Source organism: Paenibacillus farraposensis (assembly GCF_020736845.1).
In the GTDB taxonomy this organism is placed as follows: Bacteria; Bacillota; Bacilli; order Paenibacillales; family Paenibacillaceae; genus Paenibacillus; species Paenibacillus farraposensis.
In genome coordinates, this window is the sequence record NZ_JAFFQR010000064.1 from 423,773 (window position 1) to 448,819 (window position 25,047).

22 protein-coding genes, 1 pseudogene and 1 other annotated feature are annotated in these 25,047 nt (G+C 49.2%); of the genes and pseudogenes, 2 read left to right on the top strand and 21 right to left on the bottom strand.

All coding sequences use genetic code 11. The annotated features are described in order from the left end of the window. Window positions 1–39: 39 nt before the first annotated feature. The 3 genes from JO375_RS11710 to gpr all read right to left on the bottom strand — a co-directional run bounded on the left by JO375_RS11710 (window position 40) and on the right by gpr (window position 3,093). Window positions 40–564 carry a hypothetical protein gene (locus tag JO375_RS11710; protein ID WP_229524636.1) on the bottom strand — a complete coding sequence of 175 codons (525 nt, stop codon included), beginning with the start codon at window positions 562–564 and terminating at the stop codon, window positions 40–42. Window positions 565–585: 21 nt separating this feature from the next. Beyond that, complete coding sequence (spoIIP, locus tag JO375_RS11715) at window positions 586–1,866, bottom strand: stage II sporulation protein P (protein ID WP_229524637.1); 1,281 nt, start codon at window positions 1,864–1,866, stop codon at window positions 586–588. Between the two features lie 225 nt (window positions 1,867–2,091). Next, complete coding sequence (gpr, locus tag JO375_RS11720; protein ID WP_229524638.1) at window positions 2,092–3,093, bottom strand: GPR endopeptidase; 1,002 nt, start codon at window positions 3,091–3,093, stop codon at window positions 2,092–2,094. 198 nt (window positions 3,094–3,291) lie between these two features. Between gpr and rpsT the strand changes: the two genes are divergently transcribed. Beyond that, the gene (gene rpsT / locus JO375_RS11725; RefSeq protein ID WP_229524639.1) at window positions 3,292–3,564 is read left to right on the top strand and encodes a 30S ribosomal protein S20; all 273 of its coding nucleotides are present in this window, start codon (window positions 3,292–3,294) and stop codon (window positions 3,562–3,564) included. 126 nt (window positions 3,565–3,690) lie between these two features. Here the strand turns inward: rpsT and holA are convergent, their stop codons facing one another. From holA to JO375_RS11755, 6 genes are all read right to left on the bottom strand, one after another. Further along, window positions 3,691–4,722: a DNA polymerase III subunit delta gene (holA, locus tag JO375_RS11730; RefSeq protein ID WP_229524640.1), complete on the bottom strand. Its 1,032-nt coding sequence runs from the start codon at window positions 4,720–4,722 to the stop codon at window positions 3,691–3,693. A gap of 220 nt (window positions 4,723–4,942) precedes the next feature. Beyond that, window positions 4,943–6,400 carry an anti-sigma factor family protein gene (locus tag JO375_RS11735; RefSeq protein WP_229524641.1) on the bottom strand — a complete coding sequence of 486 codons (1,458 nt, stop codon included), beginning with the start codon at window positions 6,398–6,400 and terminating at the stop codon, window positions 4,943–4,945. Then, complete coding sequence (locus tag JO375_RS11740; protein ID WP_229524642.1) at window positions 6,397–6,945, bottom strand: RNA polymerase sigma factor; 549 nt, start codon at window positions 6,943–6,945, stop codon at window positions 6,397–6,399. Before JO375_RS11740 ends, JO375_RS11735 begins: the two co-directional genes overlap by 4 nt. Before the next feature lie 277 nt (window positions 6,946–7,222). After that, a complete protein-coding gene (locus JO375_RS11745; RefSeq protein WP_229524643.1) occupies window positions 7,223–9,847 on the bottom strand; it encodes a ComEC/Rec2 family competence protein in 2,625 nt (874 codons plus the stop codon). A gap of 196 nt (window positions 9,848–10,043) precedes the next feature. After that, window positions 10,044–10,562, bottom strand: coding sequence for a deoxycytidylate deaminase (locus tag JO375_RS11750; protein ID WP_229524644.1), 519 nt, complete (start codon window positions 10,560–10,562; stop codon window positions 10,044–10,046). A 90-nt stretch (window positions 10,563–10,652) separates the two neighbouring features. Next, the gene (locus JO375_RS11755) at window positions 10,653–11,267 is read right to left on the bottom strand and encodes a ComEA family DNA-binding protein (RefSeq protein WP_229524645.1); all 615 of its coding nucleotides are present in this window, start codon (window positions 11,265–11,267) and stop codon (window positions 10,653–10,655) included. 278 nt (window positions 11,268–11,545) lie between these two features. Between JO375_RS11755 and comER the strand changes: the two are divergent. Beyond that, window positions 11,546–12,392, top strand: a pseudogene (comER, locus tag JO375_RS11760) (late competence protein ComER). On the opposite strand, the gene leuS reads toward comER, so the two are convergent. The 12 genes from leuS to JO375_RS11820 form a co-directional block, all read right to left on the bottom strand. Next, on the bottom strand, window positions 12,373–14,811 hold the full coding sequence (gene leuS, locus JO375_RS11765; protein WP_229524647.1) for a leucine--tRNA ligase: 2,439 nt from the start codon (window positions 14,809–14,811) through the stop codon (window positions 12,373–12,375). The pseudogene comER and the gene leuS overlap by 20 nt on opposite strands. Before the next feature lie 61 nt (window positions 14,812–14,872). Further along, window positions 14,873–15,130 (bottom strand) — a binding site (T-box leader). 119 nt (window positions 15,131–15,249) lie between these two features. Continuing rightward, a complete protein-coding gene (locus JO375_RS11770; protein WP_229524648.1) occupies window positions 15,250–16,023 on the bottom strand; it encodes a class I SAM-dependent DNA methyltransferase in 774 nt (257 codons plus the stop codon). A 2-nt stretch (window positions 16,024–16,025) separates the two neighbouring features. Continuing rightward, window positions 16,026–16,934, bottom strand: coding sequence for a CvfB family protein (locus tag JO375_RS11775; protein WP_229524649.1), 909 nt, complete (start codon window positions 16,932–16,934; stop codon window positions 16,026–16,028). Beyond that, window positions 16,931–17,278, bottom strand: coding sequence for a ribosome silencing factor (gene rsfS, locus JO375_RS11780; RefSeq protein WP_229524650.1), 348 nt, complete (start codon window positions 17,276–17,278; stop codon window positions 16,931–16,933). Before rsfS ends, JO375_RS11775 begins: the two co-directional genes overlap by 4 nt. Then, window positions 17,275–17,871: a bis(5'-nucleosyl)-tetraphosphatase (symmetrical) YqeK gene (yqeK, locus tag JO375_RS11785; protein ID WP_229524651.1), complete on the bottom strand. Its 597-nt coding sequence runs from the start codon at window positions 17,869–17,871 to the stop codon at window positions 17,275–17,277. The genes rsfS and yqeK overlap by 4 nt, the downstream gene beginning before the upstream one ends. After that, window positions 17,855–18,445, bottom strand: a complete 591-nt coding sequence (gene nadD, locus JO375_RS11790) for a nicotinate-nucleotide adenylyltransferase (RefSeq protein WP_229524652.1) — start codon at window positions 18,443–18,445, stop codon at window positions 17,855–17,857. Before nadD ends, yqeK begins: the two co-directional genes overlap by 17 nt. A 17-nt stretch (window positions 18,446–18,462) precedes the next feature. Beyond that, window positions 18,463–18,759, bottom strand: coding sequence for a ribosome assembly RNA-binding protein YhbY (yhbY, locus tag JO375_RS11795; protein WP_229524653.1), 297 nt, complete (start codon window positions 18,757–18,759; stop codon window positions 18,463–18,465). Window positions 18,760–18,828: 69 nt separating this feature from the next. Continuing rightward, window positions 18,829–19,698, bottom strand: a complete 870-nt coding sequence (aroE, locus tag JO375_RS11800; RefSeq protein WP_229524654.1) for a shikimate dehydrogenase — start codon at window positions 19,696–19,698, stop codon at window positions 18,829–18,831. A 106-nt stretch (window positions 19,699–19,804) separates the two neighbouring features. After that, window positions 19,805–20,932: a ribosome biogenesis GTPase YqeH gene (gene yqeH, locus JO375_RS11805; protein WP_229524655.1), complete on the bottom strand. Its 1,128-nt coding sequence runs from the start codon at window positions 20,930–20,932 to the stop codon at window positions 19,805–19,807. Next, window positions 20,925–21,455, bottom strand: coding sequence for a YqeG family HAD IIIA-type phosphatase (locus tag JO375_RS11810; RefSeq protein ID WP_229524656.1), 531 nt, complete (start codon window positions 21,453–21,455; stop codon window positions 20,925–20,927). The genes yqeH and JO375_RS11810 overlap by 8 nt, the downstream gene beginning before the upstream one ends. Before the next feature lie 143 nt (window positions 21,456–21,598). Beyond that, window positions 21,599–23,809 carry a DUF4129 domain-containing transglutaminase family protein gene (locus JO375_RS11815; RefSeq protein WP_229524657.1) on the bottom strand — a complete coding sequence of 737 codons (2,211 nt, stop codon included), beginning with the start codon at window positions 23,807–23,809 and terminating at the stop codon, window positions 21,599–21,601. Continuing rightward, on the bottom strand, window positions 23,806–25,047 hold the full coding sequence (locus JO375_RS11820; RefSeq protein ID WP_229524658.1) for a DUF58 domain-containing protein: 1,242 nt from the start codon (window positions 25,045–25,047) through the stop codon (window positions 23,806–23,808). Before JO375_RS11820 ends, JO375_RS11815 begins: the two co-directional genes overlap by 4 nt.

Genomic DNA, 25,047 nt, shown 5'->3' on the forward strand with positions numbered 1-25,047 from the left:
AGCTTATTATAGCAGTTGTAGGAGGGGTCAGCAATATTTCTATTCGGTTACCCCATCAAAAACAGACACGACCCAGCGAATGCCCTTCCTTGACAAACTTTGCAGCAGCCCAGCCGTTTTGTCTGCCATTGTATCCACCGAGGCTGGCTGCGCCTTGACACCTAACAGCTCACGAGGCGTTTCCAGTCTCTGCCGGGTATTAGCATCCTGTGCGATGGCCGTCGTATCCCATTCGCGTTCTCCGCGTGCATTCCGATTCTCATTTCGTTCACTGGCATCCGCTTCATTTATGCGCGTTTGTGGCTTCATTTCGATATTTCTGCTGGTGTTATACGTGTGGTTATACGTGTGGTCATACGCCTGGGCATTCGCAGCAGGGGTATCCTCAATAACCATCTGCCCGTTTTCGACATTCTGTTGATTAACCGATTGAACCGGGTCCCCGTCCCATTCCGGGCCATAGACCGAGCGCAGGCCAGAGCCCGCCAGTTGCATCCCCAGTAACATGCCTGCTCCTATTAGAAGTACAAATCCGAGCGCTTTTTTGCGAAAATGTCCGGACATGCGTTTTCCTCCTTCCGCTGCCTAGCGTGCGATTTTTTCGTCACCGCTGCTCTCACTCATATTGGATGCATCCGTGCCCGTTTTTTGCGCTTTTTGATCCTCCCAATATACTTCGCCAATCATATCTGCCAAAACATCCGAAGTGCGTCTCAGCTCTTCCTCGGTGTTATCAATGCCGCCGATTTCAATCAAAATACTATGGGGAGACAGACTTTGATTGTACTCTCCGTTATTGCCTTTACCGCCATCTTTCCCCCATATTCCGCGTGATACACCAGGATACGATTTTTCCAGCTTTTCATGAATACGGGCAGCGAATGCTTCATTTTTGCGCCAGTTTTTGTTGTCGTGACCGATAATAAAATATACCTTGGCATAAGAAAGTCCATGAATAGTGGCTGTCGTTTTACTATGACGTTGCGAATCTCTGTGAATATCAATCAGATAAGTCAAGCCTTTATTGCTGGCCAAAGCCTCCTTGACGGTTTCACGTGAATATTTATAGGAATAGTTCCAATTGTAATTTTGAACGATGGAAGCATAATCCTTGTTTACATGGAGCGTGGATATCCCTTGCTTCTCCAATCTCTTTTTCACAAACTCTCCTACCCTTGAAACATTGGCTGATTTTGATTTGGAGTTGGGATTGGAGCTGGTCTTGCTGAGCAGCGGGTTATACGCTTCTCTCGGATGGGAATGATAGATTAATATACGTTCTTCACCTTTGACTGTATCGTTCGAACGATCCTCTTTTGCAGGATCGGTTTCCGGTGTTGTTGGCAGATCCGGCGTTGCCGAGCCATGATTCGGCGGATTCGTAGCAGCATCTGAGCCATCGGGAACATCCGTTGTTCCCTGATCAGGCTGATAATCTGCAGGAGCCTCTACCTTGTTGTTCCCGGAGCCCTTGCGCAGCAAGACAGGCGTGCCCGCAGCCATTCCAGGTATCTCACGGGCAATGAGACTTTTGGGATCCTGTGGATTAATGCCTGTAAGCATTTGAAAAACAAAAGGCGACCATTGCTCACCCGACAACGAAGACTGCTGCTTCTTTTGGGCCAAATGCGGCACCTCCATCCCGAGCAGGTCCACAAAAAAACCGCTGGACACCGAACCTGCAAATCCTTTCATCGAAGCAACAGGGGATGTTTGCAATCGATTCTCTGTCAGCCCCCCCAGTCCCAATACGACAAATAAAAGCGCCGAGCCCATAACAAGCAGCAAAAGTGTATGTCCCATTGCCAAAATTTCGATGCTCTTTCTTCTCCATCTTCCGACGTTCCAGGTCTGAATTTTTTTCATGTAGCCTTGTCCTCCTTCGTCCCGTCGAAGCCCGCTTTAACACCGGAACATATCGTTCCTATCTGCTGCGGAAATCTCTTATACTTCAAATCTATGAACGGAGAACAATTGCTAGAACACAAAAAATCTCTACCACAGGTAAATCCCATCCCTTTTTGCAAGAGACAGGCCACCTGTTAAATAGAGATACTTGTGTCATAGAAAGAAAGTTTGGCTAACCTCGTATTAATGCGTATACGCGGCGACATTGCCGAGATCAACCGCTTCATGCAGAGCAGCGTTCAGTCCGGTTGCAATGATATTCGCAATATCTTCAATAAATTCATCAATCTCTTTAGGAGTCACGATCAGGTCATGCCCTAACGGTTGAAGTACCTCTCTCACCAGACCAAGTCTCTCCGGCTCTGAAATATCGTCCAACATCCCCAGTATCGTTTTCGTCGGAGCTTTTTCTTTGGCAAAATGTGTTTTCATCAGTTCAATTACATTATTTACGATCGTTGAAGCGTAGCATACGGTTGGAACGCCGATAGCAATACACGGAACCCCCATAATATCCTTGGTGATGCCGCGCCGCTTGTTGCCAATTCCCGATCCTGGATGGATTCCGATATCCGCGACCTGAATCGTCGTATTGACACGTTCCAATGAACGGGAGGCCAGCGCATCGATGGCAATAATGAGTTCTGGTTTTGTGCGGTCTACGATACCTTGAACGATTTCACTGGACTCGATCCCCGTAATCCCAAGAACACCCGGCGCAATGGCGCTCACATCGCGATAGCCCGGGTTGACTTGATCCGGCGTCAACTCAAAATATTGACGCGTCACCATCAAATTTTCAACAACAAGTGGACCCAGTGAATCGGGAGTGACGTTCCAGTTCCCCAGACCGACCACAAGTACCCGCGCCGTACTGGAAACACCTATCTTTTGTATAAAATGCTCCATCTCTTTCGCAAATGCAACAGCTACTCGTTGCTGAAGTCCGGAATCGCCTTCACGTAATCCAGGTACTTCCAGCGTGATGTAATGCCCTTGTACCCGTCCAATTCGATTGGCCCCTTCTTCATTTAGTACATCCAGACGCGTAATTTTAATTCCGTTGTCTTCCTCCACATCCTCACTTATGCCTGCCAGCGGCACAGACTGATCTGGTGCTGCCAGTTCTCTTGCCTCCAGCGCCAAATCCGTGCGTACTGCATACTTCTGCAAATCCAGATCCATCTTTTAAGCCTCCTTATATACCATCTCTGGCTATAGTGTGCGAGACACCCAACAGGTTTATACATATCCATTTTTATCCTACAATTTGCATAGCCGCGGAATGTTTTCTTATTGCATTTTGAGATGCAGCGTGCTAAAATATTTTAAGTTGTGAAACGTTTGTGTTCATAAGTAATGCCTTTACAGGAGGTGAATGTAATGCCAAACATTAAATCCGCTATCAAACGCGTTAAAACAAGCGACAAACGTCGTGCGCTGAACGCTTCCCAAAAATCCGCGCTTCGCACTGCAGTGAAAGCTGCCGATACAGCGTTGGTGGGTAACGAAGTTGAAGCTGCTGCTGAAGCTTTCAAAGTAGCTGCCAAAAAGCTGGACAAGGCTGTAACTAAAGGTCTGATCCATAAAAATGCAGCTGCTCGCAAGAAATCCCGCTTGGCGAAAAAACTTAACGCTCTCACAGCTCAAGCGTAGGCAAGAGCTACTTTATACGTTAATGAAAAAATCCTGACCAGCCTTAGCTGTTCAGGATTTTTAGTTTGCGGCACCTTCTGTGCCGCTTTGGTTTTCCTTTTCATACTACTTCGCACATGGGACGGATTAGACCGAAGCCCCCGCACCCATTTTCATCAAAAATAACTCCAGCCCCAGCACCTTGTCCACAATGCCCGTTTTCATCTGATAGTCCAGCTCACCCAAATCGTAGAGAAGTTGACGCAGCTGCTCGGGGCGGAACCTTCTGGCCTGCTCGCCAGCAACTTTCACCCCATAAGGATGCAAACCAAGCTGACTCGCAATTTGCTGCTGGGAATAACTCTGACCTGCCAGTTCTTTGACCTGCAAAATAATCCGGAATTGCCGCGTGATTAAAGCTGCAATCTTAATCGGTTCCTCTTTTTGCTTGAGCAGCTCATAAAAAATACCAAGCGCCTGATCCAGCCGCAAATTAGCCAGATTCTCAACCATCGCAAATACGTTTTGCTCCGTGCTGCGCGGCACGAGGGATTCGATTTCCGCAGATGAGATCGTTCCTTGTGCTCCTGCGTATAAGCACAGCTTGTCTATTTCGGCAGCCAGCGATTGCAATCCGGTGCCTGTATATTGAATGAGGGTCTCTGCAGCGCCTGCGGCAAATTGCACCTCTCTTTCCCCTGCACGCTTATGAATCCAGGCCACAAGATCGCCTCCGCTGAGCGGGGAAAAAGCGATCACCGCAGCATCACTTTTTAGTCTTTTGACAATCTTTTTACGTTCATCCAGCTTTTCGGCCTGAACCATAAAAACGATAACACTATAGTCCGTCGGGTTGTCCATATAAGTCAACAGCGCCTCAAGGCGGTGCTCAATCTTGCCGTTGTCTTTGCCTGCTGCGAATACGCTCGTGTCCCGAACAATAATCAGCTTTTGGGGCACCAGAAAAGGCGCCGTTTCCGCCTCCTCGACAACCACCTCGATGGGTGTCTCTGTCAGATCATAGGGAATAATGGCAAAATCACGATGCTCCTCTTCTACTACTTTCTCCTTGAGCATCTCGACAAACTGCTTTATCTGGTATTTCTCACTGCCGTAGAGCAGATACACAGGTGAAATATCGCCCTTGCGAATAGCCTTAACGGCTGTTTTGATATCCATAATCTGTTCCTCCCATCCACTGATCGTACCCGACATCCGACCGTAAGGCAAGTCCATTATACATAAACAAACAAAGGGACCTTGCCGATAGACAAGACCCCTTCACCACCATCTATATCAACACGGCAGCAGAAAGCTCTAGAAACTTTCGGCCGTGGGGATAAGACGTCGGTTTATATAATATATTCGATGTTTTAAAAAGTGTGACTTCTCACGACAACTATTTTCCAGTGCTACGCGGAACAGTATACGTATATTTACTTGCCGTACCATCCTGTTCTGTCTCATATATGAAAGTCTGACTATCCTCCGACCAGCTTCCTTTGACCCAGGTCCCTTTCAAGGTACGAACTTCCAATGTTGTTCGGTCCACACCATTATCGGAAAGCTTGTATACTTTCAGCTTTTTGCCTTCAACGACCACCGCATAGCTGCCATCTGGCGAGTCGAACTGATCTGCGGAAGCAGACTGGGTGCCAAAGGTGGAAGTACTATTACTGCCTGGAGTAACTAGCGAATTAGACACAAAGCCTTCTTTGCGCATCGAGTCTTGTGGCACAGAGGATTGCTGATCGTTAGAAACGGTCTGACTGTTATTTTCCGTCACTGCAACCCGTGAACCCTTGGTAATGCTTCTGGAGGTTGTGTCTTGCGACGTTCCGTCTGAAGCTGTTGGATTCTGCGCCTTCAATTCCTGACTCGGCAAAGAAGGTGGATCATTCGCAACTGTGCTATCGTTAGTATTGCCTTGGGCAGAATCTGCGCCCACCATAGAGGCTTTTTCCATACTTGATTCCTTCGGATGATCCGTAGCGATTGGTGGCTGTTTGGATTTTTCCTGCACGGACGGTTTGTCATCGGACTTGGGAGCATCCTGCGTTAATTTCTTCACAGGCGATTTGGAGCCCGCATCTGGATCCCCCTGTTTTCGCTCCACACGGGAAGAAGGTCCAGCTTGTGCAGAGTTCGTAGAATCTTCCTTCCCGGCACGCTGATGGTCACGTTTCACTGCATCCGGGCTGGAAGAATTATTTTCACGATCGACACTTTCCAAGCCCTGCTTGCTCGAATCAGGTATTTTAGCTACAGGTGCTTGAGATGCATCCGTTCCCTGTCCCTGCTCTAATGATGGCTTGGTCGACTCCGCTCCAATGGCTGCATCACGGCCTTCACTGCCGTTCGTCGTATCCGGAATTTGCGACGGATTCTGCTGACTCGTCGCTTCAGGTGACTGAGATGTAAGTATGCCTTCTGCATCCTGCACTGTTTTGGGCTCGAAATTGAATACCACAATTCCCAGCACAATCGCAGCGGCAGCGACGCCCATCGCCGCACGCCCTCCCATCCGGTTCCACCAAGGCGTAGGACGGGTACGCTGTCTGGGCCCCGGCCCCAGATCAACAGATACAGGCTGCATTTCCTGAAGCGCACTTCCCTGCTCCTCACGTGCGCGGTCAATGGCATCAAGCTGAGGCATGATGGAATCCACCAGGCTGAACGCCGGGGAAACCGCAGGTAATTCCTCCAGCTCGCGGGAGAGTGTTTGAAGAATATGAAATTTTTCCGCACAGTCTGGACAAGTCGCAATATGGTTCATTAATTGGGACGTCTCTTCTTCGTCCAGCTCATGATCCACATAACGCTGCATCCAATCCATCACCTCTTCCTCACACTTCATCCTGATACACCACCTTTCTGATAATCCTGAAGTAGCCCTTGCAATTGCTGTCTTGCTCGATACAAGTATGACTTGACCGTATTAAGCGGCAAATCCAATGAATCGGCAATTTCGTTATAGGAAAAATCCTGCAGATATCTCAAGACGATCACCGTCCGATGGTGTTCTGGTAGCTGCTGTATTGCCTCACGGACATCCTGTGCCATATACGAGGTCAACACCTCAGCCTCTACATTTTGGGGATCGTTGAATATCATGTCATGCTCGTCAATAGAAACCGAGGGCTTCGTTCTTCTGAATTTGTCGATACATATATTCGTTACAATGCGTTGAATCCAGGTTTTGAACTGTGCCTTTTCCTCATAAGAGTTAATTTTGGAATAAATCCGTATAAGAGCTTCCTGTGAAGCATCCATAGCGTCCTGCTCATTGTTCAGAATGTAATATGCCGTACGGTACACATGCTGTTCTATCTCTCTTAAAAGGGTAATGAGAGCGTCGCGATCGCCCGATTGAGCGGCTCGAATGAGTCCCTGCTCTACCACAAAGGATCCCCCTCTCCCTGCAATATTACAGACGCATCCTTTTTGCAAATTGTTGCAGGATAAGCGTCTGACGTAAATTTTATTTTTTTTGTGTAAAAAAATATACCAAAAAGCCCAAAATCGCCATCGAATCCTTCCTTAGAATAACAGAAAAAAGGAAGGTAGTCACCTTTCCTTGGCCCACGCGACATCGAAATGCTGGAAACTGTCAAACTGCATGAGCAAGCTGTTCCTGTGTTTGGATTGTTTTTAAAAACTAGAAAATCCGGTATGGTTTCTATTTTGCATCTGTTTGTCCATGTTTGTGCTTATACCGCACACTCAATTTGCCCTGCTGCGCATGAAATTGGATCTCTCCCATCGTATCAGTACGATAGATGTCTGAGCCCGCTGCCGCTAAACGTTCCAATACCGCTTTATTCGGGTGTCCATAGGTATTGCCTGCACCAACCGAAATGACGGATACCTGCGGCCGCCAGTAGGATAACCACTCCTCAGAAGTAGAATACTTGCTGCCGTGATGTGCTATTTTCATGACGTCTACAGCTTGTGCTACAGTCCCCACTCCCTCCTGGTCCTTCATTCGGGATGAAGAATGGGTTAATTCAGATAGCAGCAACGCTTCTGCGGCATCATCCATATCCCCTGTGAACAAGAAAGAGACTCCCTCCATTTCTAAGATCATGACAATGGAATGCTGATTCTGTTCCTTCATAACAGGCAACTGCCCAGATACATTCTCCTGTAACGGAAAGGGATAGAGAAAGCGGATTTGCGTATCCTGATCCGGCTTCCAGCTCATTCCATAGTATGCACCGTACAGCTTGATCTGCTTGTTTAAAGCCGTACTCAGCAGTTTGCGAAATGGTGCTTTGTCTGTTACGGTACCGTTAAAAAACAAGGTTGTTACAGGAATCTGGTCAAGCACAGCTTGTAGTCCTCCGGCATGATCATGATCTCCATGCGTTAAAATAATGGCATCCAGCCGATGCACACCGCGTTGCTTCAGCAGGGGTACAATCGTATCCGCGCCTACCTCGTAGGGGTCCTTACGCTTACGCCAGGCATTTTTCCCTGTCGCAAAATCCATTGTTCCTCCCCCATCCACCAAAATGTGTTTGCCGCCCGGCGTTGTAATTAGAATGCTGTCGCCTTGGCCTACATCCAGGTATTGAACTGTACCCGCATTTTCTTCAGCCGGAGCCTGATACCCTGTGCACAGTATACCCAGCCAAGCTATTCCGCTTAAAGTCAGTGCCAAATATCGGTAACGGTTCCACTGTCGATGTGCATATTTGCCCGCTCCTTCAGGCTCATGATCTGTTTGCAGGATAGCTCCCCACTCTGCAGAAGCCGCCAAGCCCGTATGAATGGGCGATGATATGGAGGCAGAGCTTAAAACAGCTATTTCGTCGGCTTGCCTTCGGGACGCCAGCCATGCCTTGAGCCAGTACAGCACACTGTACAAAGCTGCATAATACGCCACGACCCACAGGATCGAGGATGACGGCCAAATACTCACATAAACATCATCTACATTCAGCCATTTTACAAGCAAAAAGCTCAGATTGTTCAATTGCTCTGCCGGCCACGCAAGGGCACGGGCCCCGTTCACCCATAGAAAGGCGAGTCCCATCGCCACCGTACCGATTGGAAGGACAATATAAGTGATCAGTGGCGCGAGCACAAAGTTAGCTATAAACGATAGCAGCGAAAATTGATTAAAGTAGAATACCGTCATTGGGAACGAAACAAGTTGTGCCGTAATCGTAATCGCAATTTCACCGCCGATCAGGAGAGGCCATTTGGCGAAAAAGGGCTTCATGAGCGGCATGTAAACAAGCAGCCCGGCTGTCACCAAATAGGAAAGCTGAAAACTGACGCTAAGCAGGTAATACGGATTCCATAGGAGCATCAGCAGCGCAGATATGCTCAAAATGTTAAGTCCGTCTTTAAGTACACCTCGCCTGGCTGCAAACAAACCGATCATCGCCATGATCCCAGCTCTCACCACTGATGGAGAAGCACCTGTCAGCAGAACATAAGCCGGAATAAGTATCATCACAACTGTCAGGGATGCCTCGCGGCTTATGCGCAGCAGCTTGAGTATATATAGCAATGTAGCTGCATATACCGCTACATGCATGCCGGATATCGCTAAAATATGCGTTAGTCCCAGCTGTGTAAATTCGTTATACGTTGCCGGGTCCAGCTCATCCGTAACCCCCAGTACCAGTCCTTTCATGTATCCGGCATGATGAAGGGATGTAAATGCCGCTTCCATTCGTTGCCCCAGCTGCTCTCTAAGCTGATCATTCCACCTGAATAAAGTGTAACGATTCCACAGGGAAGCTGGCTGCCTCTGCAGTGATGCGGCTCCATTTCCTTTAAAGAGCCAGTGAATTTCCTGGGTATGTAGATATTTACTATAATCGAAGCCGCCAAAGTTTCCCGCTTTGGCGGGAGCCTTCAAGCTGCCGCGCAGTTGAATTGCGTCTCCACGCTGCCATGCTGCCGCAATTTGCTGTTCCTGCTTGGCAGCCAGCTTGATGTGAACGATAACCTGTTCAGAAAAAGATGCCTGTTTCTTGCTCTCTTCTGAATTACCACCCGTCTGATTGAGCGCGGTGATTCGCATCTCAAATTGCGCTCGATAACCATCTACCTGCACTTGGGAAGCAATAAATCCTATTGCTTGCACAGGCATGTCTTCCACCGCAGCAGCAGGCACATGAAGAGCATCGGGAATACCGCTCACATTATGCAGATCATGCCAAGCCCAATGAAACCCGCCACCGCTCAAAGCAAGCCAGAGCCATACCATATGTCGAAAGGGAATTTTCATCCACAAGGAAATAAAAGGAAGTATCAGTGTAACTCCCGTCCAGAGCAACAAAAGCATACGTCCGGAATAAAGACAAGCTCCTGCACTTCCTGTAATCCAGCATACGGTAAGGGTCAATATAGGTCTGGTTAGTACAAGTTTGGTCTGAATACAATCACCTCTCGGTAGCAACATACTCCTTGCTGTCAATCTGCGAATAAAAAAGAACCCCTGACAACATAGCAGTCGTCAGAGGTTCTTCCTCATGTACTCTTTAATTTTTAACATCCATTAATGTTTCCTTAGGTGGATGATAGGTCTCCAGCATGCGGAAGGCAATGCCTTTCTCCTCTAACATGGCCCGAACCTTGTCGGCATCTTTAGGATAAGGCCGATGGTATACAATCTCCACAATACCGCTGTTTGCCAGCATATTGGCACACGTCCAGCACGGCTGGTCAGTAACATATACGGAAGAGCCTTCGCGATCAATCCGGTCAGTGAACAGCAGCAGATTCTGCTCCGCATGAATCGTACGGATACAGCGCTGCTTTTTAACCATCTCCTCACGGCCATCACGATCAACAACCTCATACTCCTCCGAGATCATACAGCCTGCCTCAGAGCAATCAGGCACCCCGGAAGGGGCACCGTTATAGGCGGTCCCCAAAAGCTTTTTACCTTGCACAAGTACGGCTCCGACATGACGCCGCGAGCAGCGCGAACGGGTGGATACCATATAAGCGATATCCATAAAATAAGTGTCCCAGTCCTTGCGTACATCTGCACTCATAACTATCTCTCCCGTAATAAACAAGTTAGAACGACAATCATTTCCGCTAAAGTTCATTCTCAGAGCCTGGTTACCGTAATTTAGTACAGCTTACAAGCTGACGTAAGGCTTCATTTTTGCCAGCATTTTAGGGCCGATGCCCTTCACACGATCCAAATCATTCACACGTTTGAATGGCCCGTGCTGATTACGGTAGTCCAAAATCGCTTCGGCCTTTTTGGCTCCAACTCCCGGCAGCTCCATTAACTCGGCTGCAGTCGCTGTGTTGATATTCACCTTTTTTTCACCGGATCCGGATGCATTAGCTGGATTAGAACGGACATCCTCTGTGTCTGAACTTGAATTCGCCACATTGGGTTGCTTAACGGTACCTGCATTTCCGATAGCGGAGTTTTCGTTCACAGCAACCGGTTCATTGGCAGCAGTCCCCTGCATTGAATTATGCTTCACAGTGCCAGCAGCCTGGGCATCCGGGCTGCGTTCCGCTTGGTCTGAATTCGCTTTTGCAGCACGCTTTCCTGGAGCGTCATCACTGTTGCCCTGCAATTCCTTGGGCTCTGACTCCGGCGCTAATACCTGCTCCACCTTGGGGTTAAGCAAAGTCCATTCTTCTTGCGGCTCTTCGCGCTGACCTCCGGCAAACAAAATAAGCCCACTCCCGATTACAGCCAGTGTTATCGCTGTTCCGGTCCATACGCGTTTCATTTTCATCTCGTCCCCTGTTCTACATGAATTTCGGGAAATTGAGCCGCTGGTAACAATCGTCTCAATCGAACAGAACAAGCTGTCCCTTCCCATTAAACCGGAGGATGTAACAACCTCCATACGGTTTTGCTGTGAGCCATTTTTCCTTAAGAGTGGCACACCCCGGAAACATCTAGCCTACTCAGACAAAAATTCGTCATGTCGATCAAGACCGGATGCATACACTAAGAAGAATGACAGCGTCTATACCCCAAAGTATGAAAGGAGGACGTTGAACAATGAAAGTTGGATTTATCGGGACTGGCAGCATGGGAAGTCTGCTAATTGAAGCTTTTATTCATTCAGGCGCCCTGAGGCCGCAGCAAATATCAGCAAGCAATCGAACGCACTCCAAGGTAGCCGAGCTGGCCCGTCGTTATCCAGGTTTGCATGCAGCCCAAAGCAACCGTGAAACGGCAGCGGAAAGCGATATCCTGTTTATCTGCGTGAAACCGCTGGAATCCAAGACCGTAACGGATGAAATACGCAACGTCATTTCAGAAGAGCAGATTGTCGTATCGATCACAAGCCCGGTGCAGCTACGTATTTTGGAGCATGTGCTGAAAGCCAAAGTGTCCAAAATTATTCCGAGCATCACTCACCAGGTCGGTAGCGGAGCCTCGCTCTGCATCTATGGCAGTCGGATTACAGAGGAGGACCGCTCCCTACTGGAAGAGCTTATGTCCCACATCAGCAGGCCAATTCGGGTTCAAGAGCCTTATACGCGAATCACATCAGATTTCTCCAGCTGCGGACCTGCTTTCCTGGCCTTTTTTATGGACCAGTGGATTGAAGCCGCAGTTCAAGCCACAGGTATAGACCGTACGGAGCTATGCGCCCTGGTCGGTGAAATGATCATCGGTACAGGAAAGCTGCTTACAGAAGGCGGGATGACACCAGCCGAATTACAGGCCAGGGTAGCGGTTCCTGGAGGCATCACTGCCGAAGCCCTTGCACTGCTAGACACCAGCCTGCATGGTGTCTTCCCCGAGCTGATACGGGCCACGCACAACAAGTATGAGGAGGACATGCAAAAGGTGTATGTCTCCTTCAAGCTTAAAGCCGATTAACCGGCAACAATATTAACCAGCTTGCCTGGAACAGCGATTACCTTACGAACCGTTTTGCCAGCCAGCGCCTGCTGAACGTTTTCCAGCGACAAAGCGAAAGCTTCCATCGCTTTGGCATCAAGATCCTTGGCAACCGTTGCACGCTGCACAATTTTTCCATTTACCTGAATGACAATTTCCACTTCAGCCTCTATTGTCCAGGCTTCGTCATAAGCAGGCCAAGCCGCGTACGTAATGCTTTCATTGTGTCCCAGCAGCTGCCACAATTCCTCAGCCAGATGTGGCGCAAACGGCGACAGCATTTGCACAAAGTTTTCCATTGCTGCACGCGGCAGAAGGTCTGCTTTATAAGCATCGTTGGTGAAAATCATCAGTTGGCTAATCGCTGTATTGAAGCGCAGGCCTTCCAGATCTTCAGTTACTTTTTTCAACGTTTTATGCCAGGTCCGTTTAAATTCATCACTGCCGTCATCATCTGTAATTTTGGTGTTCAGGCTGCCATCGTCGGATACAAACAGGCGCCATACACGGGACAGGAAGCGATGTGCTCCTTCAACCCCGTTCTCGCTCCATGGCTTGGTCGCTTCCAGCGGTCCCATGAACATCTCATATATACGCAGCGTATCGGCGCCAAATGTATTCACAATATCGTCAGGGTTAATGACATTGCCGCGTGATTTACTCATTTTTTCATTGTTATTGCCCAAAATCATGCCCTGGTTAACCAGCTTGTAGAAAGGCTCTTTTGTTTCCACTACGCCGAGATCATACAGCACCTTGTGCCAGAAACGGGCATACAGCAGGTGAAGAACCGCATGCTCCGCTCCGCCAATATAAAGATCAACAGGCAGCCATTCGCGCTGCTTCTCCTTGGAGACAAGCTCTTGATCATTTTTCGGATCAATAAAGCGCAGGTAATACCAACAGCTTCCTGCCCATTGCGGCATCGTGTTGGTCTCGCGGCGTGCCTTCATGCCTGTCTCGGGATCAATGGTTTCTACCCATTCTGCCGCGTTGGCCAGCGGGGATTCCCCTGTGCCTGAAGGCTTGATGTTGTCCATCTCCGGCAGTGTAAGCGGCAGTTGATCCTCAGGAACGGTTTTGATCGTGCCATCTTCCAGATGGATCACCGGAATTGGCTCACCCCAATAGCGTTGTCGGCTGAACAGCCAGTCACGCAGACGGTAGGTTACTTTACCCTGTCCTTTACCCTCGGCTTCCAGCCATTCGATCATCTTCGGAATCGCTTCCTCGTTGGTAAGTCCATTCAGCGGCCCTGAATTGACGTGCGGGCCATCCTCGGTATACGCTGCTTTATCTACATCTCCACCTTGAACAACCTCGGTAATCTTCAAGCCAAACTTTTTGGCAAATTCCCAGTCACGTGTATCATGACCCGGTACAGCCATAATTGCGCCGGTTCCATAGCCTGCCAGCACATAGTCGGCAATCCAGATCGGCAGCTTTTCCCCGTTTACCGGGTTCACCGCATATGCACCTGTGAATACGCCTGTTTTGTCCTTGGCCAGATCCGTACGCTCCAGATCACTTTTACGAGCAGCCTGCTCACGATAATGATCCACGGCATCCTTTTGTTCAGGTGTAGTAATAAAATCCACCAATTCCTGCTCAGGAGCCAGCACACAGTAGCCTGCACCAAACAGCGTATCCGGACGGGTGGTAAAGACCGTCAGCTGCTTGTCATGTCCATCAATTGGAAAATGAACCTCTGCCCCGGTTGATTTACCGATCCAGTTCCGCTGCATATCCTTAATGCTCTCGGACCAGTCCAGCTCCTCCAGGTCATCCAGCAAACGATCCGCATATTCGGTGATTTTCAGCATCCATTGACGCATCGGCTTACGAATGACCGGATGGCCGCCACGCTCACTTTTACCGTCAATTACTTCCTCATTTGCCAGCACTGTCCCCAGCGCAGGACACCAGTTCACAGGCACTTCAGCTACATAAGCAAGGCCGCGTTTGTACAACTGAATAAAGATCCACTGTGTCCATTTATAGTATTCAGGATCAGTCGTGCTAATTTCACGCTCCCAATCATATGAGAAGCCGAGCGATTTGATTTGACGGCGGAAGTTATTTACGTTCTTCACCGTGATTTCACGCGGGTGCTCACCTGTATCCAGCGCATGCTGCTCAGCAGGCAAACCGAAGGCGTCCCATCCCATCGGATGCAGCACGTTGTAGCCGCGCATTCTTTTATAACGTGAAACAATATCTGTAGCCGTGTAACCCTCCGGATGGCCTACATGCAGGCCGGCTCCAGACGGGTACGGGAACATATCCAAAGCATAAAATTTCGGTTTGCCTGGCTCTTCTCCCGTGCGGAACGTCTTGTTCTCATCCCAATATTTCTGCCATTTGGGTTCAATACTTTGCGGTTGATAGCCGTGCTTCGGCTGTGTGTCTGTCATTGTCATTTCCTCCTCAAACGGTATGCATCAAAAAAACCTCTACATCCCGTAGCGTGTCAGCGCTAGGGACGAGAGGTTATATTCCCGTGGTACCACCCTAGTTAGCAGAAAGCGTTCTTCGCGTTCTACTCCCTTTGCACCTGATAACGGAGGTGATCCGATGCGGGTTAATAACAGAATATAAGCACCTGTATAGGGCGTTCCTGCGTTGGGCGCATATCTCCGAGGCGAGTTCACTTTGCACTGTCAACCGGCTTGCACCACCCGCCAGCTCTCTAAATGTCCAAACAAAGCTACTATTCCTCATCGGCGATTGTTTAACCATCAATAATGGCATTATTATATTGAAAACCACGAAAAAAGTCAAATAAAGACTGCACACCTTGGATCCAGTGTGGAAAAGCATCCTTATTTTCCCCTGTTCGCCAGATCACCCTGCTATTTTACTGCAACATAAAATAATCTCGCCGCGTCATCTTCTGCTTCTACCCATTCAAAATCCGCATACACCTTCACATCACGGAACCCCGCTTTAGATAATTCTGCTTTCATCCAGTCCGGGTCATAGGCACGCTGAACATGAATTTCCTCAAATCGTTGGTACAAATCGAGCCCTTCATTTTCTGCTCTCGCAAAAATACTAAGATGATGCTCAATTTCAGAGCGAGGCGTGTCCAGCGCACATGTCCAGATATAGGAGATAGAGCGTTCGTCCAATACAAAGGGCTGCTCTTCATCATAACGTACAAACGTCTGTGGATGATGTACATCAAACAAAAAGGTTCCGCCAGGCTTAAGACCAGCATACGTTTTGCGAAACGTAGCCGTTATATCCTCTTCCTCCAGCAAATAGTTCAGACAATCGCAAAAAGAAATGACCGAGTCGACAGGCTCGGGTAAATTCCACTCTCGCATATCCTGCTGCAGCCAGCGGACGCTTCCTTCACGAAACAGGCGCTGTCCTTGCGGAGTCGCTTCCATTTTGCGGCGGGCTACCGCCAGCATATCAGAGGATAGGTCAATACCGGTCACCTCAAAGCCAGAGTTAACCAGTGGAATCGTAATGGCCCCCGTTCCGCAGCCCAGCTCAGCCACCGTATGGGGCATACCGTACTGCTCCCAAGCCTGCCGTGCAAAGCTCAACCAGTCCAGGTACGGCATGTCCTGCATCAGCTCATCATACACATATGCAAACTTACGGTAAGCAGCCATGTTTATTCCTCATTCCCGTCCTTCGATTTAGGCATTTTCTCCACCAGATAGCTCCAGTTTTCTTTTTGGATAACCAGCCCTTCCTTCATCAGCTTGCCCATCGCACGCTTAAAGGCGGATTTACTGATGCCGAACCGTTGCTTGATAATGTCGGCCGGGGTCGCATCCGAATAAGGCATACCTCCACCCGGACGCTCTTTCAGAAAAGCTATCAACCGGTCTGCATCCTCATTGCGTCCCACTTCCTTACGTGGCGACATGGCCAGATTGACCCGGCCGTCTTCACGAACCATCGCGACCCGTACCTTCACTTCTTCACCCAGACGAAGCAACCGGTTACGTTCTGAGGAATGAATCATGCCAATGGCCCCAAAACCAAGCACACCTCCGTCCACCAGGACAAATGTGCCCATTTGGAGCGGTTTGTATACGGTAGCCTGCACCCACGTATTTAGCCATGAACCAGGGGCATGGAAGCACAGCGGAGCCAGCTCCTGCTCCCCTGCAAGCTTGGCTCGCAGTCTGCCCTGCTTGTCATGCTCCATAATTGCATACACGTGGTCGCCCACTCGAGGATGCAAATCCCGGTTCTCAGGCAGCTCACGAATGGGCAGTAACAGTTGGCGACCCAATCCCATCTCCAAGAAGCATCCCAAGCGCGGGTGCACATCAGCCACCTCAAGCTTGGCCATTTCACCCAGCGATAAGAACGGCTTTTTCATGGTTGCGGCCAAACGATCCTCGGTATCGTAAAAAATAAATACCTCCAACCGTTCACCTATCTCGATCTCGCGTGTCAGCTCCGTATAATGCAGCAGCACATCCTGCTCACCTGCGGTGAGAAAGTAGCCGAAAGGGGACACCTCACGATCCACCATAATAGTGACATAAGTACCAGCAATCAGATTCATACCTTCTCCACAACCTTAGCGTCCGACCAGAGTCGCTCGATGTTGTAATATTCACGCTCGTCGCGATGGAAGACATGTACTACGATATCCCCCAAATCCATCAGAACCCAGCGTGCGGAATCCATGCCTTCGATCCCTTTGATGGTTACACCTTCATCATGAGCGCGTTTGCGAATTTCTGTTACAATCGCCTGTACCTGTGTATCCGAGTTACCGTGGCAAATGACAAAATAATCCGCTACCAGCGATATCCCCCGCAAATCCAGTGCGACGATATTCATTGCCTTTTTATCTGTAGCGGCCTCAACCGCAGTTTGCATTAATTGCTCAGTCGTCAGGGTCATTCATGAACCTCCGTTTTTCTCTGTTTTAGTTGTTGAATCAAATCATTGCGCGACAAGACCGTCAGTGGAAAAATAACCTTTTGCTTTTCCAGCAGCAATGAAATTGTAGCGTCGAATCCAGCAATAAGACCTTGCTCCAGACTTTTTTTTGCCTGCTTTCGGATATGATCAACCCCGGGGAAATCCCGGCCCGGTTCAATGTAATCAGCAAGGCACACGACCTTATCGAGCAGACTCATGCCTACGCGCCCTGAAGTATGCCAGCGAATTGCATTCCGTATTTCCGGATCGTCCACCCCGTAATCTCTTGCTGCAACGCAGTATCCCACCTCGGAATGCCAAAGCTGCTTGTCATGCTTCAAAAGCTCCTGATCACACTCAGGATGGCTGCGAATGACTTCTTCCATCTGCTGAACAGGCCAATATTTCGCCACATCATGCAAAATAGCGGCCAGTTCGGCCTTCTCCGGGTCTGCACCATATCGTTTGGCTAGCTCCACCGAGGTATGCATAACACCCAGCGTGTGCTTCCAGCGTTTTTCAGGCATCTGGCCTGATACGGCCTCCATTAATTGTTCACGGCTGTACTTCATACAAACCGCCCCTTTTTATGTAGTCATGTACACGGTCAGGCACAAGATAACGAATGGTGCGTCCTTCCGCAGCACGTTCCCGAATATCCGTCGAAGAAATGTCCACCACCGGCATATCCGCCAGTAATATCTTGTCCTGCAAATAATGCGGCAACTCATTTAGTGCAAGCTGGAAACCGGGACGCCTAACACCGATAAAGCAAATCCGCTGTGCCAGCTCCTCAATTCCCTGCCAATGTGGCAAATAGTTCACCATATCCGCGCCGATAATAAAATAAAATTTCGCCGCAGGATGCAGCTTCTGAAGCTCTATGATCGTGTCGATGGTATAAGATACCCCACCTCGAAGCACTTCAATATCCAGCACTTCAAAAGCGGGATGCCCATCCACCGCTTCTCGCGTCATCTCCAAACGCTGCACGCCGCTCGCACCTGCCTGATGCTTGTGCGGAGGGATATGAGAAGGCATAAACCATATCTGATCCAGCGCATAGGCATCCCTTGCGGCTTCTCCGGCCAGCAGATGTCCAATATGAATCGGGTCAAATGTACCGCCCAAAATACCGATTTTCATAGTATTCCCCCGCGTGTTTATCCTCTAGGCAACTCGATTTGCTTGTGATCACGGGATTCCTTGTACAAAATAATGGTGCTCCCAATGATTTGCACAAGCTCGGAGCCTGTTTCCGCAGCCAGTTCTTCCGCAATTTCATGCTTATCGTCCAAACAGTTGTTCAAAATTTGCACCTTCATCAGCTCGCGTTTTTCAATCGCATCATTGATGTGGCGCATCAGATGCTCATTCGTGCCGTTTTTCCCTACTTGAAAAATCGGGTCCAAATGATGCGCCATGGAGCGCAAATATCTTTTCTGTTTACCTGTTAACATGTATAATTAACTCCTTCATCACCACATATGCAATGCGGCATTTCCATAAATTTAAATGTTCAATCTGATCTAAGACAGGCTTCCCAGCACGGCCGCCCGCATTTGATCTACTGCTGGAGCAACTCCTGTAAAATACTCGAAGGCCACCGCTCCCTGATACACGAACATGCCCAAGCCGCCATGCACAGTGCAGTCACGTTGTTCCCGGCTTTCACGTAAAAGCCTCGTTTCCAGCGGGTTATAGATCAGATCACTTACGATAATTCCCTTCGGAATCAGGCTCGTTTCCAGTGGAAGCTCATCCGATAAAGGAGACATTCCGACTGAAGTCGTATTGATCAATACATCGACCGCCGCAAGCACGTTCTTCGCTTCTTCGTTGGAATATCCCGTTACCGGGATCGATTCCGTCGTCCACTCCCGTGCCAGCTGTTCAGCTTTGTCACGCGTTCGGTTCAGAATCATAATCGATTCCGGCTGTTCTTCTAACAGAGCATGAATCACACCGCGAGCAGCTCCACCGGCTCCAAGAACCGCAATTTTGGCCCCTTTCAATTCAACCGAAGTTTCTTCCTTGAGGGAACGCACATAGCCGATTCCATCGGTGTTGTAGCCCTTGAGCCGTCCGTCGTCATTCACAATCGTATTGACGGCGCCGATAAGTCTGGCTCCTTCATCAACCTCATCGAGATATTTCATAACCTCAACCTTATGGGGAATGGTTACATTGACTCCTCGGAAATGCAAAGCCCGGATTCCCTTCATAGCATCTTCCAACTGATCCGGCTTAACATGAAGTGGCACAAAATCCCCCTCAATTCCAGCAGCCTGTAAAGCTATTTTATGCATAAGAGGTGATTTGGAGTGCTTGATCGGATCACCCAATACGCCCAATAGTACAAGTCCTTGTTCGGTCGCTCCAGACTCCCCGCTGTTCATCGTTGTTCTCCCCCCTTATTACAAAATATTAGGCCGCACAAATGCATGAATGGCGGCAGGAACCTGACTTGTTCCTTGCCGCCCTCTAACATGGCTGCAGCTACTGTTAAATCAACGCAGGCCGCAACAGGACACGGATTCCCCGAGGAGCATGAACCGCTGCCAATGCTCCGCTATCACTGTTCACCCTGATCCATCCCAAGCCGGAAATATAAATGTCCGACGGTGATTTACGGGGTACACGGAACTCATGTCTTGTCCATTCCGGCATCTCTTCCAATTGATCGCGCGTTGGCGGAGACAGCAATTCCCCGGCGTGATCAGCAAACAGCTGATCAGCCCGCTCCAGCTTGGTGCGATGTATTTTGAGTCCACTGTTAACGTAGCATGTAAAGGATTGGTGCTGACCCTCTATAAAATCAAATCGGGCCATACCACCGAAAAACAAAGTCTGCCCGGAATCCAACTGATAAGCAGCAGGCTTCAATGGCTTGTCCGGCATAATGGCGCTCAAATCCTGGCGGGAGACGATCTCACTGAATCGCCAAGGGTATACAATCCCCGGAGTATCAATAATATGCCTTCCGTCATCAAGTGGAATATTCACCATATCGAGTGTTGTTCCCGGGTAGCGGGATGTTGTAAGCTCCTGATCCATATCGCTATAATCACGAATCAGGCGGTTAATGAGAGTGGATTTGCCTACATTTGTTGCACCGACTACATACACGTCCCGGTTGCCGCGCAGCTCGGAAACCACATCCAGCAAACGGTCAAAGCCCTGATTTTTTTTAGCTGAGCACAAAACAATATCTGCCGTGCGTAATCCATACTCCTTCGCTTGCTTTTGTACCCAGTTGCGGACCTTGTTCCAATTCGTTACCTTCGGCAACAAATCGATCTTGTTTACAGCCAATACAACCGGATTTGCGCCTACAAAACGCTGCAGGCCGGAAATCAAGCTTCCTTCAAAATCAAAGATGTCTACAATGTGGATCACGAGCGCATCCTTGTCTCCGATCTGACTGAGCAGCTTTAGGAACTCGTCCTGATCCACCGTCACCGAGGACGTTTCATTATAGTTTTTGATCCGGAAGCAGCGCTGACAGATGACAGGCTCACGTGTAAGCGATTTTTCCGGAATATATCCCGGAAGCTCCGAACTGATAGTCTGCATGGTGATACCGCAGCCACTACATTTGACGGCAGTTTCGCCGTCAGGTCTTTCAGTCATTCTTCTTTTCCTCCTCAAGCCATAAGCCTTTCATGCGTAACCTTGTGAGCGCGATTCGCTCCAACCGCCGATTAAAGCGGGTCATGATTCCTTCGTCCTGGATGGATATCGGCAGCACCAATACCGTGTGCAATCCCAATCGGTTGCCTCCCAATACATCCGTTAACATCTGGTCCCCTACCATAATAGTCTTTTCCGGAGTAAGCCCCATCATACGAATGGCTTTGTGAAAGGACGTGTTGAAGGGCTTGCGTGCGGCATGTATAAATTCAATGTCCAAAGGCGTGGCAAACAGGGATACGCGGTCCATGTTGTTGTTGGACACAATGACAAGCTTAAAACCCGCCTGCTTGACCTTTTCGAACCAGGCCACCAGCTCGGGTGTCGCATTCGGCGCTTTTGCGCCAACCAGCGTATTATCCAGATCTGTAATAATGCCTCGATATCCTTGAGCATACAAGCCTTCAAGATCAATATCAAAGACGGTATTCACCCGTAATTTGGGCATCAGCAGTTCAAACAACGTCGGTCACCTCAGTTTCATACGACAAACTATACCATATTAATATGGCTTAGTAAAAAGCTATCCTCAACAAACGGGCAGCTTTCTACCAAGCCTGCATATAAAGATTATTCTTTATCCTTCTAATCTGATGCAGCTTTTGGTCAAGCCCATCTTCTTGTACGTCCTTCCTTATGCAGCAAGGAGGCTTGCAGCCGAACATTGCGCCAATCCTCTGCGGTTACGGTTGCTGGACTATAACGCGATTGTTCAAACCGTTCGAGCAGCTGCTGTAAAATGGCAGCACGCTCCGGTGCTTCTGCCGACCATCTCGCGACCGATTCTCTCAGCGTTTCATGACTGGCACGCGCAAAGCCCTTTCTTTGCATATACCGCAACCAGCGCTCCGTTTCAACAACCACCTTTTCACCCGGAGTCAGCGGCTTCCCTCTGCGCAAGCGCAGCAGGTAAAAATGAATATCCGCACGATTACGCCAGACAATATAAACAACCCACAGGACAAGAACCGCAGCCGCCGCAGCGATGAAAACGGGATGGATCTTTAACCCTTCCTCTGGATTCACCTGAGGGGCCTGCTCAGGCTGTTCCGGTTCAGGCTGATCTTTCACCTCTGGAGCATCAGGCGTCTTTGTATCCTCCTTTTCCGTCAGCAGCGGCATATCAAAGCCAGGCGTAGCTTCTACAGGGACCCATCCGTATTCGCCCAAATATACTTCTGCCCAGGAATGGGCATCAGCATTAGTCACGGAGTAGGAGGACATATTTTCACCCGCATCGTCCGTTGCGGCTTCATCCGAAAACGTCTGCTGACCAGGCGCATATCCTTTAACCCAACGGGCCGGAACCCCAACCGAACGGGACATCATGACCAGTGAAGTGGAAAAATAATCGCAATAGCCCTCTCGAATTTCAAATAAAAAGGCATCTACAAAATCCTTGCTTCTTCTTCGGGAGAGGTCCGGATTATTGGTATAGGCATAATTCTGCTGTAAATACCGCTGTAGCAAGCCGACCTTTTCGTACGGCGTTTTAGCTGTTGCCGTTACGTTTTTAGCCAAATCGCGTACCCGCTTCGGCAACTCATCCGGAATTTGCAAATAAGCCTCCTGCTTGTTTTTCCCATACAGCTCATGGAAAGTTTTTGCACGCAGCTCTTTCTCAGGAATGACCGGAACATGCGATACCAGTGTATAGGTTTTGGGATAAGCAGTTCTTCGGGAACCCCCGCTCCACAGCAGCTCTGCCTGTTCCGGGTTCCAATGCAAGCCGTCTGCCCGCGAATCTTGGTCCACGGATTGGACACGGTTTACCGAATAGGCTCCAAACAGAACCGGGTAGCTCTGATCATTTTGCATCGTAATTGTCTGAACGACCTGCTCGGTCGAATGCCGCGTTTCCTGTGTATTTTCCAGCTCGGCGGCCATTGACACATCATTCAGTGTCTGATCATCATTGCCTGCATCGCTCCAGCCTGTACCGGAATAGATTCGCTTGGTCTCCCCTCGCCAATAGCTTCGCTGATTGGTCGTGACCGTCATCACAGGAGAATAATCAAAATTAAAGCCCCCACCCAGACGATTGTCCTGACGACTATAACCCGATGCGGTGCTCATTCGCTGATTCACCGCCCCGATACCATTGTTAATTCCGACGGCATTAGAGCTATTGTGCTGGGTCCACGCCGTATAGGGGTCCGTCAAGGCCGGCTGTATTTCAGGCATATTCACACTAACCATGATAATCAGTGCAAAAATGACTGCAATATTGGCAGCAATTTTATACGGATAGCGGCGAATATGCTTCCAGCCTTGCGGATAATGCTGACGAAAATACTGCAAATGCTGCGTCACCAGCCAGCCCATGCCAGCAAAGACAATCCAGGCAACTTCCTCCCATAGCTCCGTTGGCGTGAATGAGTCAAGCACAGCCAGCGCGGCAATATTTATACCTGAAAATACGATAATCCGCTGCTTCGTCGTAACAATAAGCGGTACCATTTCAATGATGAGCCAAGCGATGAGAGAAAACCAAATATAAGGAGACATATTGGATATAAATTGATCGACCCGGTTGGCTGCTCCCCCAAAAGGAATTATGATGGAGTAGGACACAAGTGTCCGATACAAGATGAAAAAGAGCGTTGCCGTCTTAATGATAAATTCAATCCATGGCCGGAATGGAAATATAATTTTGACCAGAGCCAACATCGTAATGGTCATTAACACAAGTGTTCTTGTCTCCTCCAGCCACAATTCAGAAGCAAAGGACACCCATTGCATAGCAATGATAATAATCCATAAAAAGGTAAAAGCGAGAGCCCAGGAACTTTTCAGCGATTGCAGCCAGCTTTTCATCGTGTCCCTCCTCCCAATACTGCCGGGAGATCTTCAAGGCTCGGAATATGGTAGCCCCGGATTCCCCTTGTGCGAAGCATGCTTATCCATTCTTCAGCCTTGCTCTCGACGATGCCTTCTCCGATATGGACGTGGCACGGAGTCATCCCCCGCGTATCAGCCCAGCGAAGAAGCTCCAGCGCCCGCTGATCCTTCAGCGGACTAATCAGCACGAAAAAGCAGCCAGGCGGAAACAGACGCACACTGCCCTCGACAGCAGCCATCAGACTGCCTTGTGTAGTCAAGTGTATGTCTACCAAGTAATGCATCATCCGTTGTCGTTCCATCATCTGCTCACTGGGCTGAAAAACCGTTCCCTTCTCTCCGGCTGTACACAGGCCGATCCCCATTCGCTCCCGACCGCCATACTCCAGCAATGAAGCGGTCGAGGACACAGCCAGTTCAAATTGATCCGCGTTTATATAATGCTTTGTGTGCAGGTCCAGCACAAGCATGGTTTTCGGAACCGTTTCATGCTCGAATTCCTTGGATTTCCAGCTGCCTGTACGAGCAGTCGCATTCCAATGAATCCGGGAAAAACGATCCCCGTATACGTAGTCACGCACCCCGTTAATTTGCGTCGTTTCACGTCGTGTTCGAGTTTGAACCGTCTGCGGCCCAGACATCCTTGAGCGACGTTCATTGACCAGCCAATACGGAATGAACACCGTTCGGGGCAGCACCCGAAATTCCCCGCGCGCGTTCAACCGGCCCTTGTGCTCCAACAGACCAAAGATGTCCTCACTCACACATTCGGTTTCCTCAAAATGATAGCTTCCCCGCTCCAAAGCAGGAGTCTGAAATGTAAGCTCTCCGCCCTCCTTTAGGCTAGGGATGACACTGTCCTCAAACGACCAGGATTCGCCTGTATGCCGCTTGAGAACCTCACGCACAATGATATATGGCAACGGAAGAAAGCCGGGAAAACTCAAACTCAGCTTGACATGCACCTGATCTCCCGCATGCAATAGCTCGTTTGAGCCTTGCGAAAGCTGCCGCGAGCCCTGAACACGTCGAACCCCGCTCAGACCAACGATCCATAAATAAACACACAACAGCGTTACCATGGATAACAGCATGACCGATGTCTTGCCACCCTGAAACAACAAATACAGCAGGCACACCACCCATATGACTATCAGAAGCCAGATGCGGCCTGACAGCCGGGAAAGCCTGCCCTTCCTCTTGACCATGTTCAT

Coding starts and splice junctions, on each gene's coding strand:
- JO375_RS11710 (WP_229524636.1), bottom strand. CDS start 564: ATGTCCGGACATTTTCGCAAAAAAGCGCTCGGATTTGTACTTCTAATA.
- spoIIP (WP_229524637.1), bottom strand. CDS start 1,866: ATGAAAAAAATTCAGACCTGGAACGTCGGAAGATGGAGAAGAAAGAGC.
- gpr (WP_229524638.1), bottom strand. CDS start 3,093: ATGGATCTGGATTTGCAGAAGTATGCAGTACGCACGGATTTGGCGCTG.
- rpsT (WP_229524639.1), top strand. CDS start 3,292: ATGCCAAACATTAAATCCGCTATCAAACGCGTTAAAACAAGCGACAAA.
- holA (WP_229524640.1), bottom strand. CDS start 4,722: ATGGATATCAAAACAGCCGTTAAGGCTATTCGCAAGGGCGATATTTCA.
- JO375_RS11735 (WP_229524641.1), bottom strand. CDS start 6,400: ATGAAGTGTGAGGAAGAGGTGATGGATTGGATGCAGCGTTATGTGGAT.
- JO375_RS11745 (WP_229524643.1), bottom strand. CDS start 9,847: ATGCTTTTGTTGCTCTGGACGGGAGTTACACTGATACTTCCTTTTATT.
- JO375_RS11750 (WP_229524644.1), bottom strand. CDS start 10,562: ATGAGTGCAGATGTACGCAAGGACTGGGACACTTATTTTATGGATATC.
- JO375_RS11755 (WP_229524645.1), bottom strand. CDS start 11,267: ATGAAACGCGTATGGACCGGAACAGCGATAACACTGGCTGTAATCGGG.
- leuS (WP_229524647.1), bottom strand. CDS start 14,811: ATGACAGACACACAGCCGAAGCACGGCTATCAACCGCAAAGTATTGAA.
- JO375_RS11770 (WP_229524648.1), bottom strand. CDS start 16,023: ATGGCTGCTTACCGTAAGTTTGCATATGTGTATGATGAGCTGATGCAG.
- JO375_RS11775 (WP_229524649.1), bottom strand. CDS start 16,934: ATGAATCTGATTGCTGGTACTTATGTCACTATTATGGTGGATCGTGAG.
- rsfS (WP_229524650.1), bottom strand. CDS start 17,278: ATGACCCTGACGACTGAGCAATTAATGCAAACTGCGGTTGAGGCCGCT.
- yqeK (WP_229524651.1), bottom strand. CDS start 17,871: ATGAAGTACAGCCGTGAACAATTAATGGAGGCCGTATCAGGCCAGATG.
- nadD (WP_229524652.1), bottom strand. CDS start 18,445: ATGAAAATCGGTATTTTGGGCGGTACATTTGACCCGATTCATATTGGA.
- yhbY (WP_229524653.1), bottom strand. CDS start 18,759: ATGTTAACAGGTAAACAGAAAAGATATTTGCGCTCCATGGCGCATCAT.
- aroE (WP_229524654.1), bottom strand. CDS start 19,698: ATGAACAGCGGGGAGTCTGGAGCGACCGAACAAGGACTTGTACTATTG.
- yqeH (WP_229524655.1), bottom strand. CDS start 20,932: ATGACTGAAAGACCTGACGGCGAAACTGCCGTCAAATGTAGTGGCTGC.
- JO375_RS11815 (WP_229524657.1), bottom strand. CDS start 23,809: ATGAAAAGCTGGCTGCAATCGCTGAAAAGTTCCTGGGCTCTCGCTTTT.
- JO375_RS11820 (WP_229524658.1), bottom strand. CDS start 25,047: ATGAACATGGTCAAGAGGAAGGGCAGGCTTTCCCGGCTGTCAGGCCGC.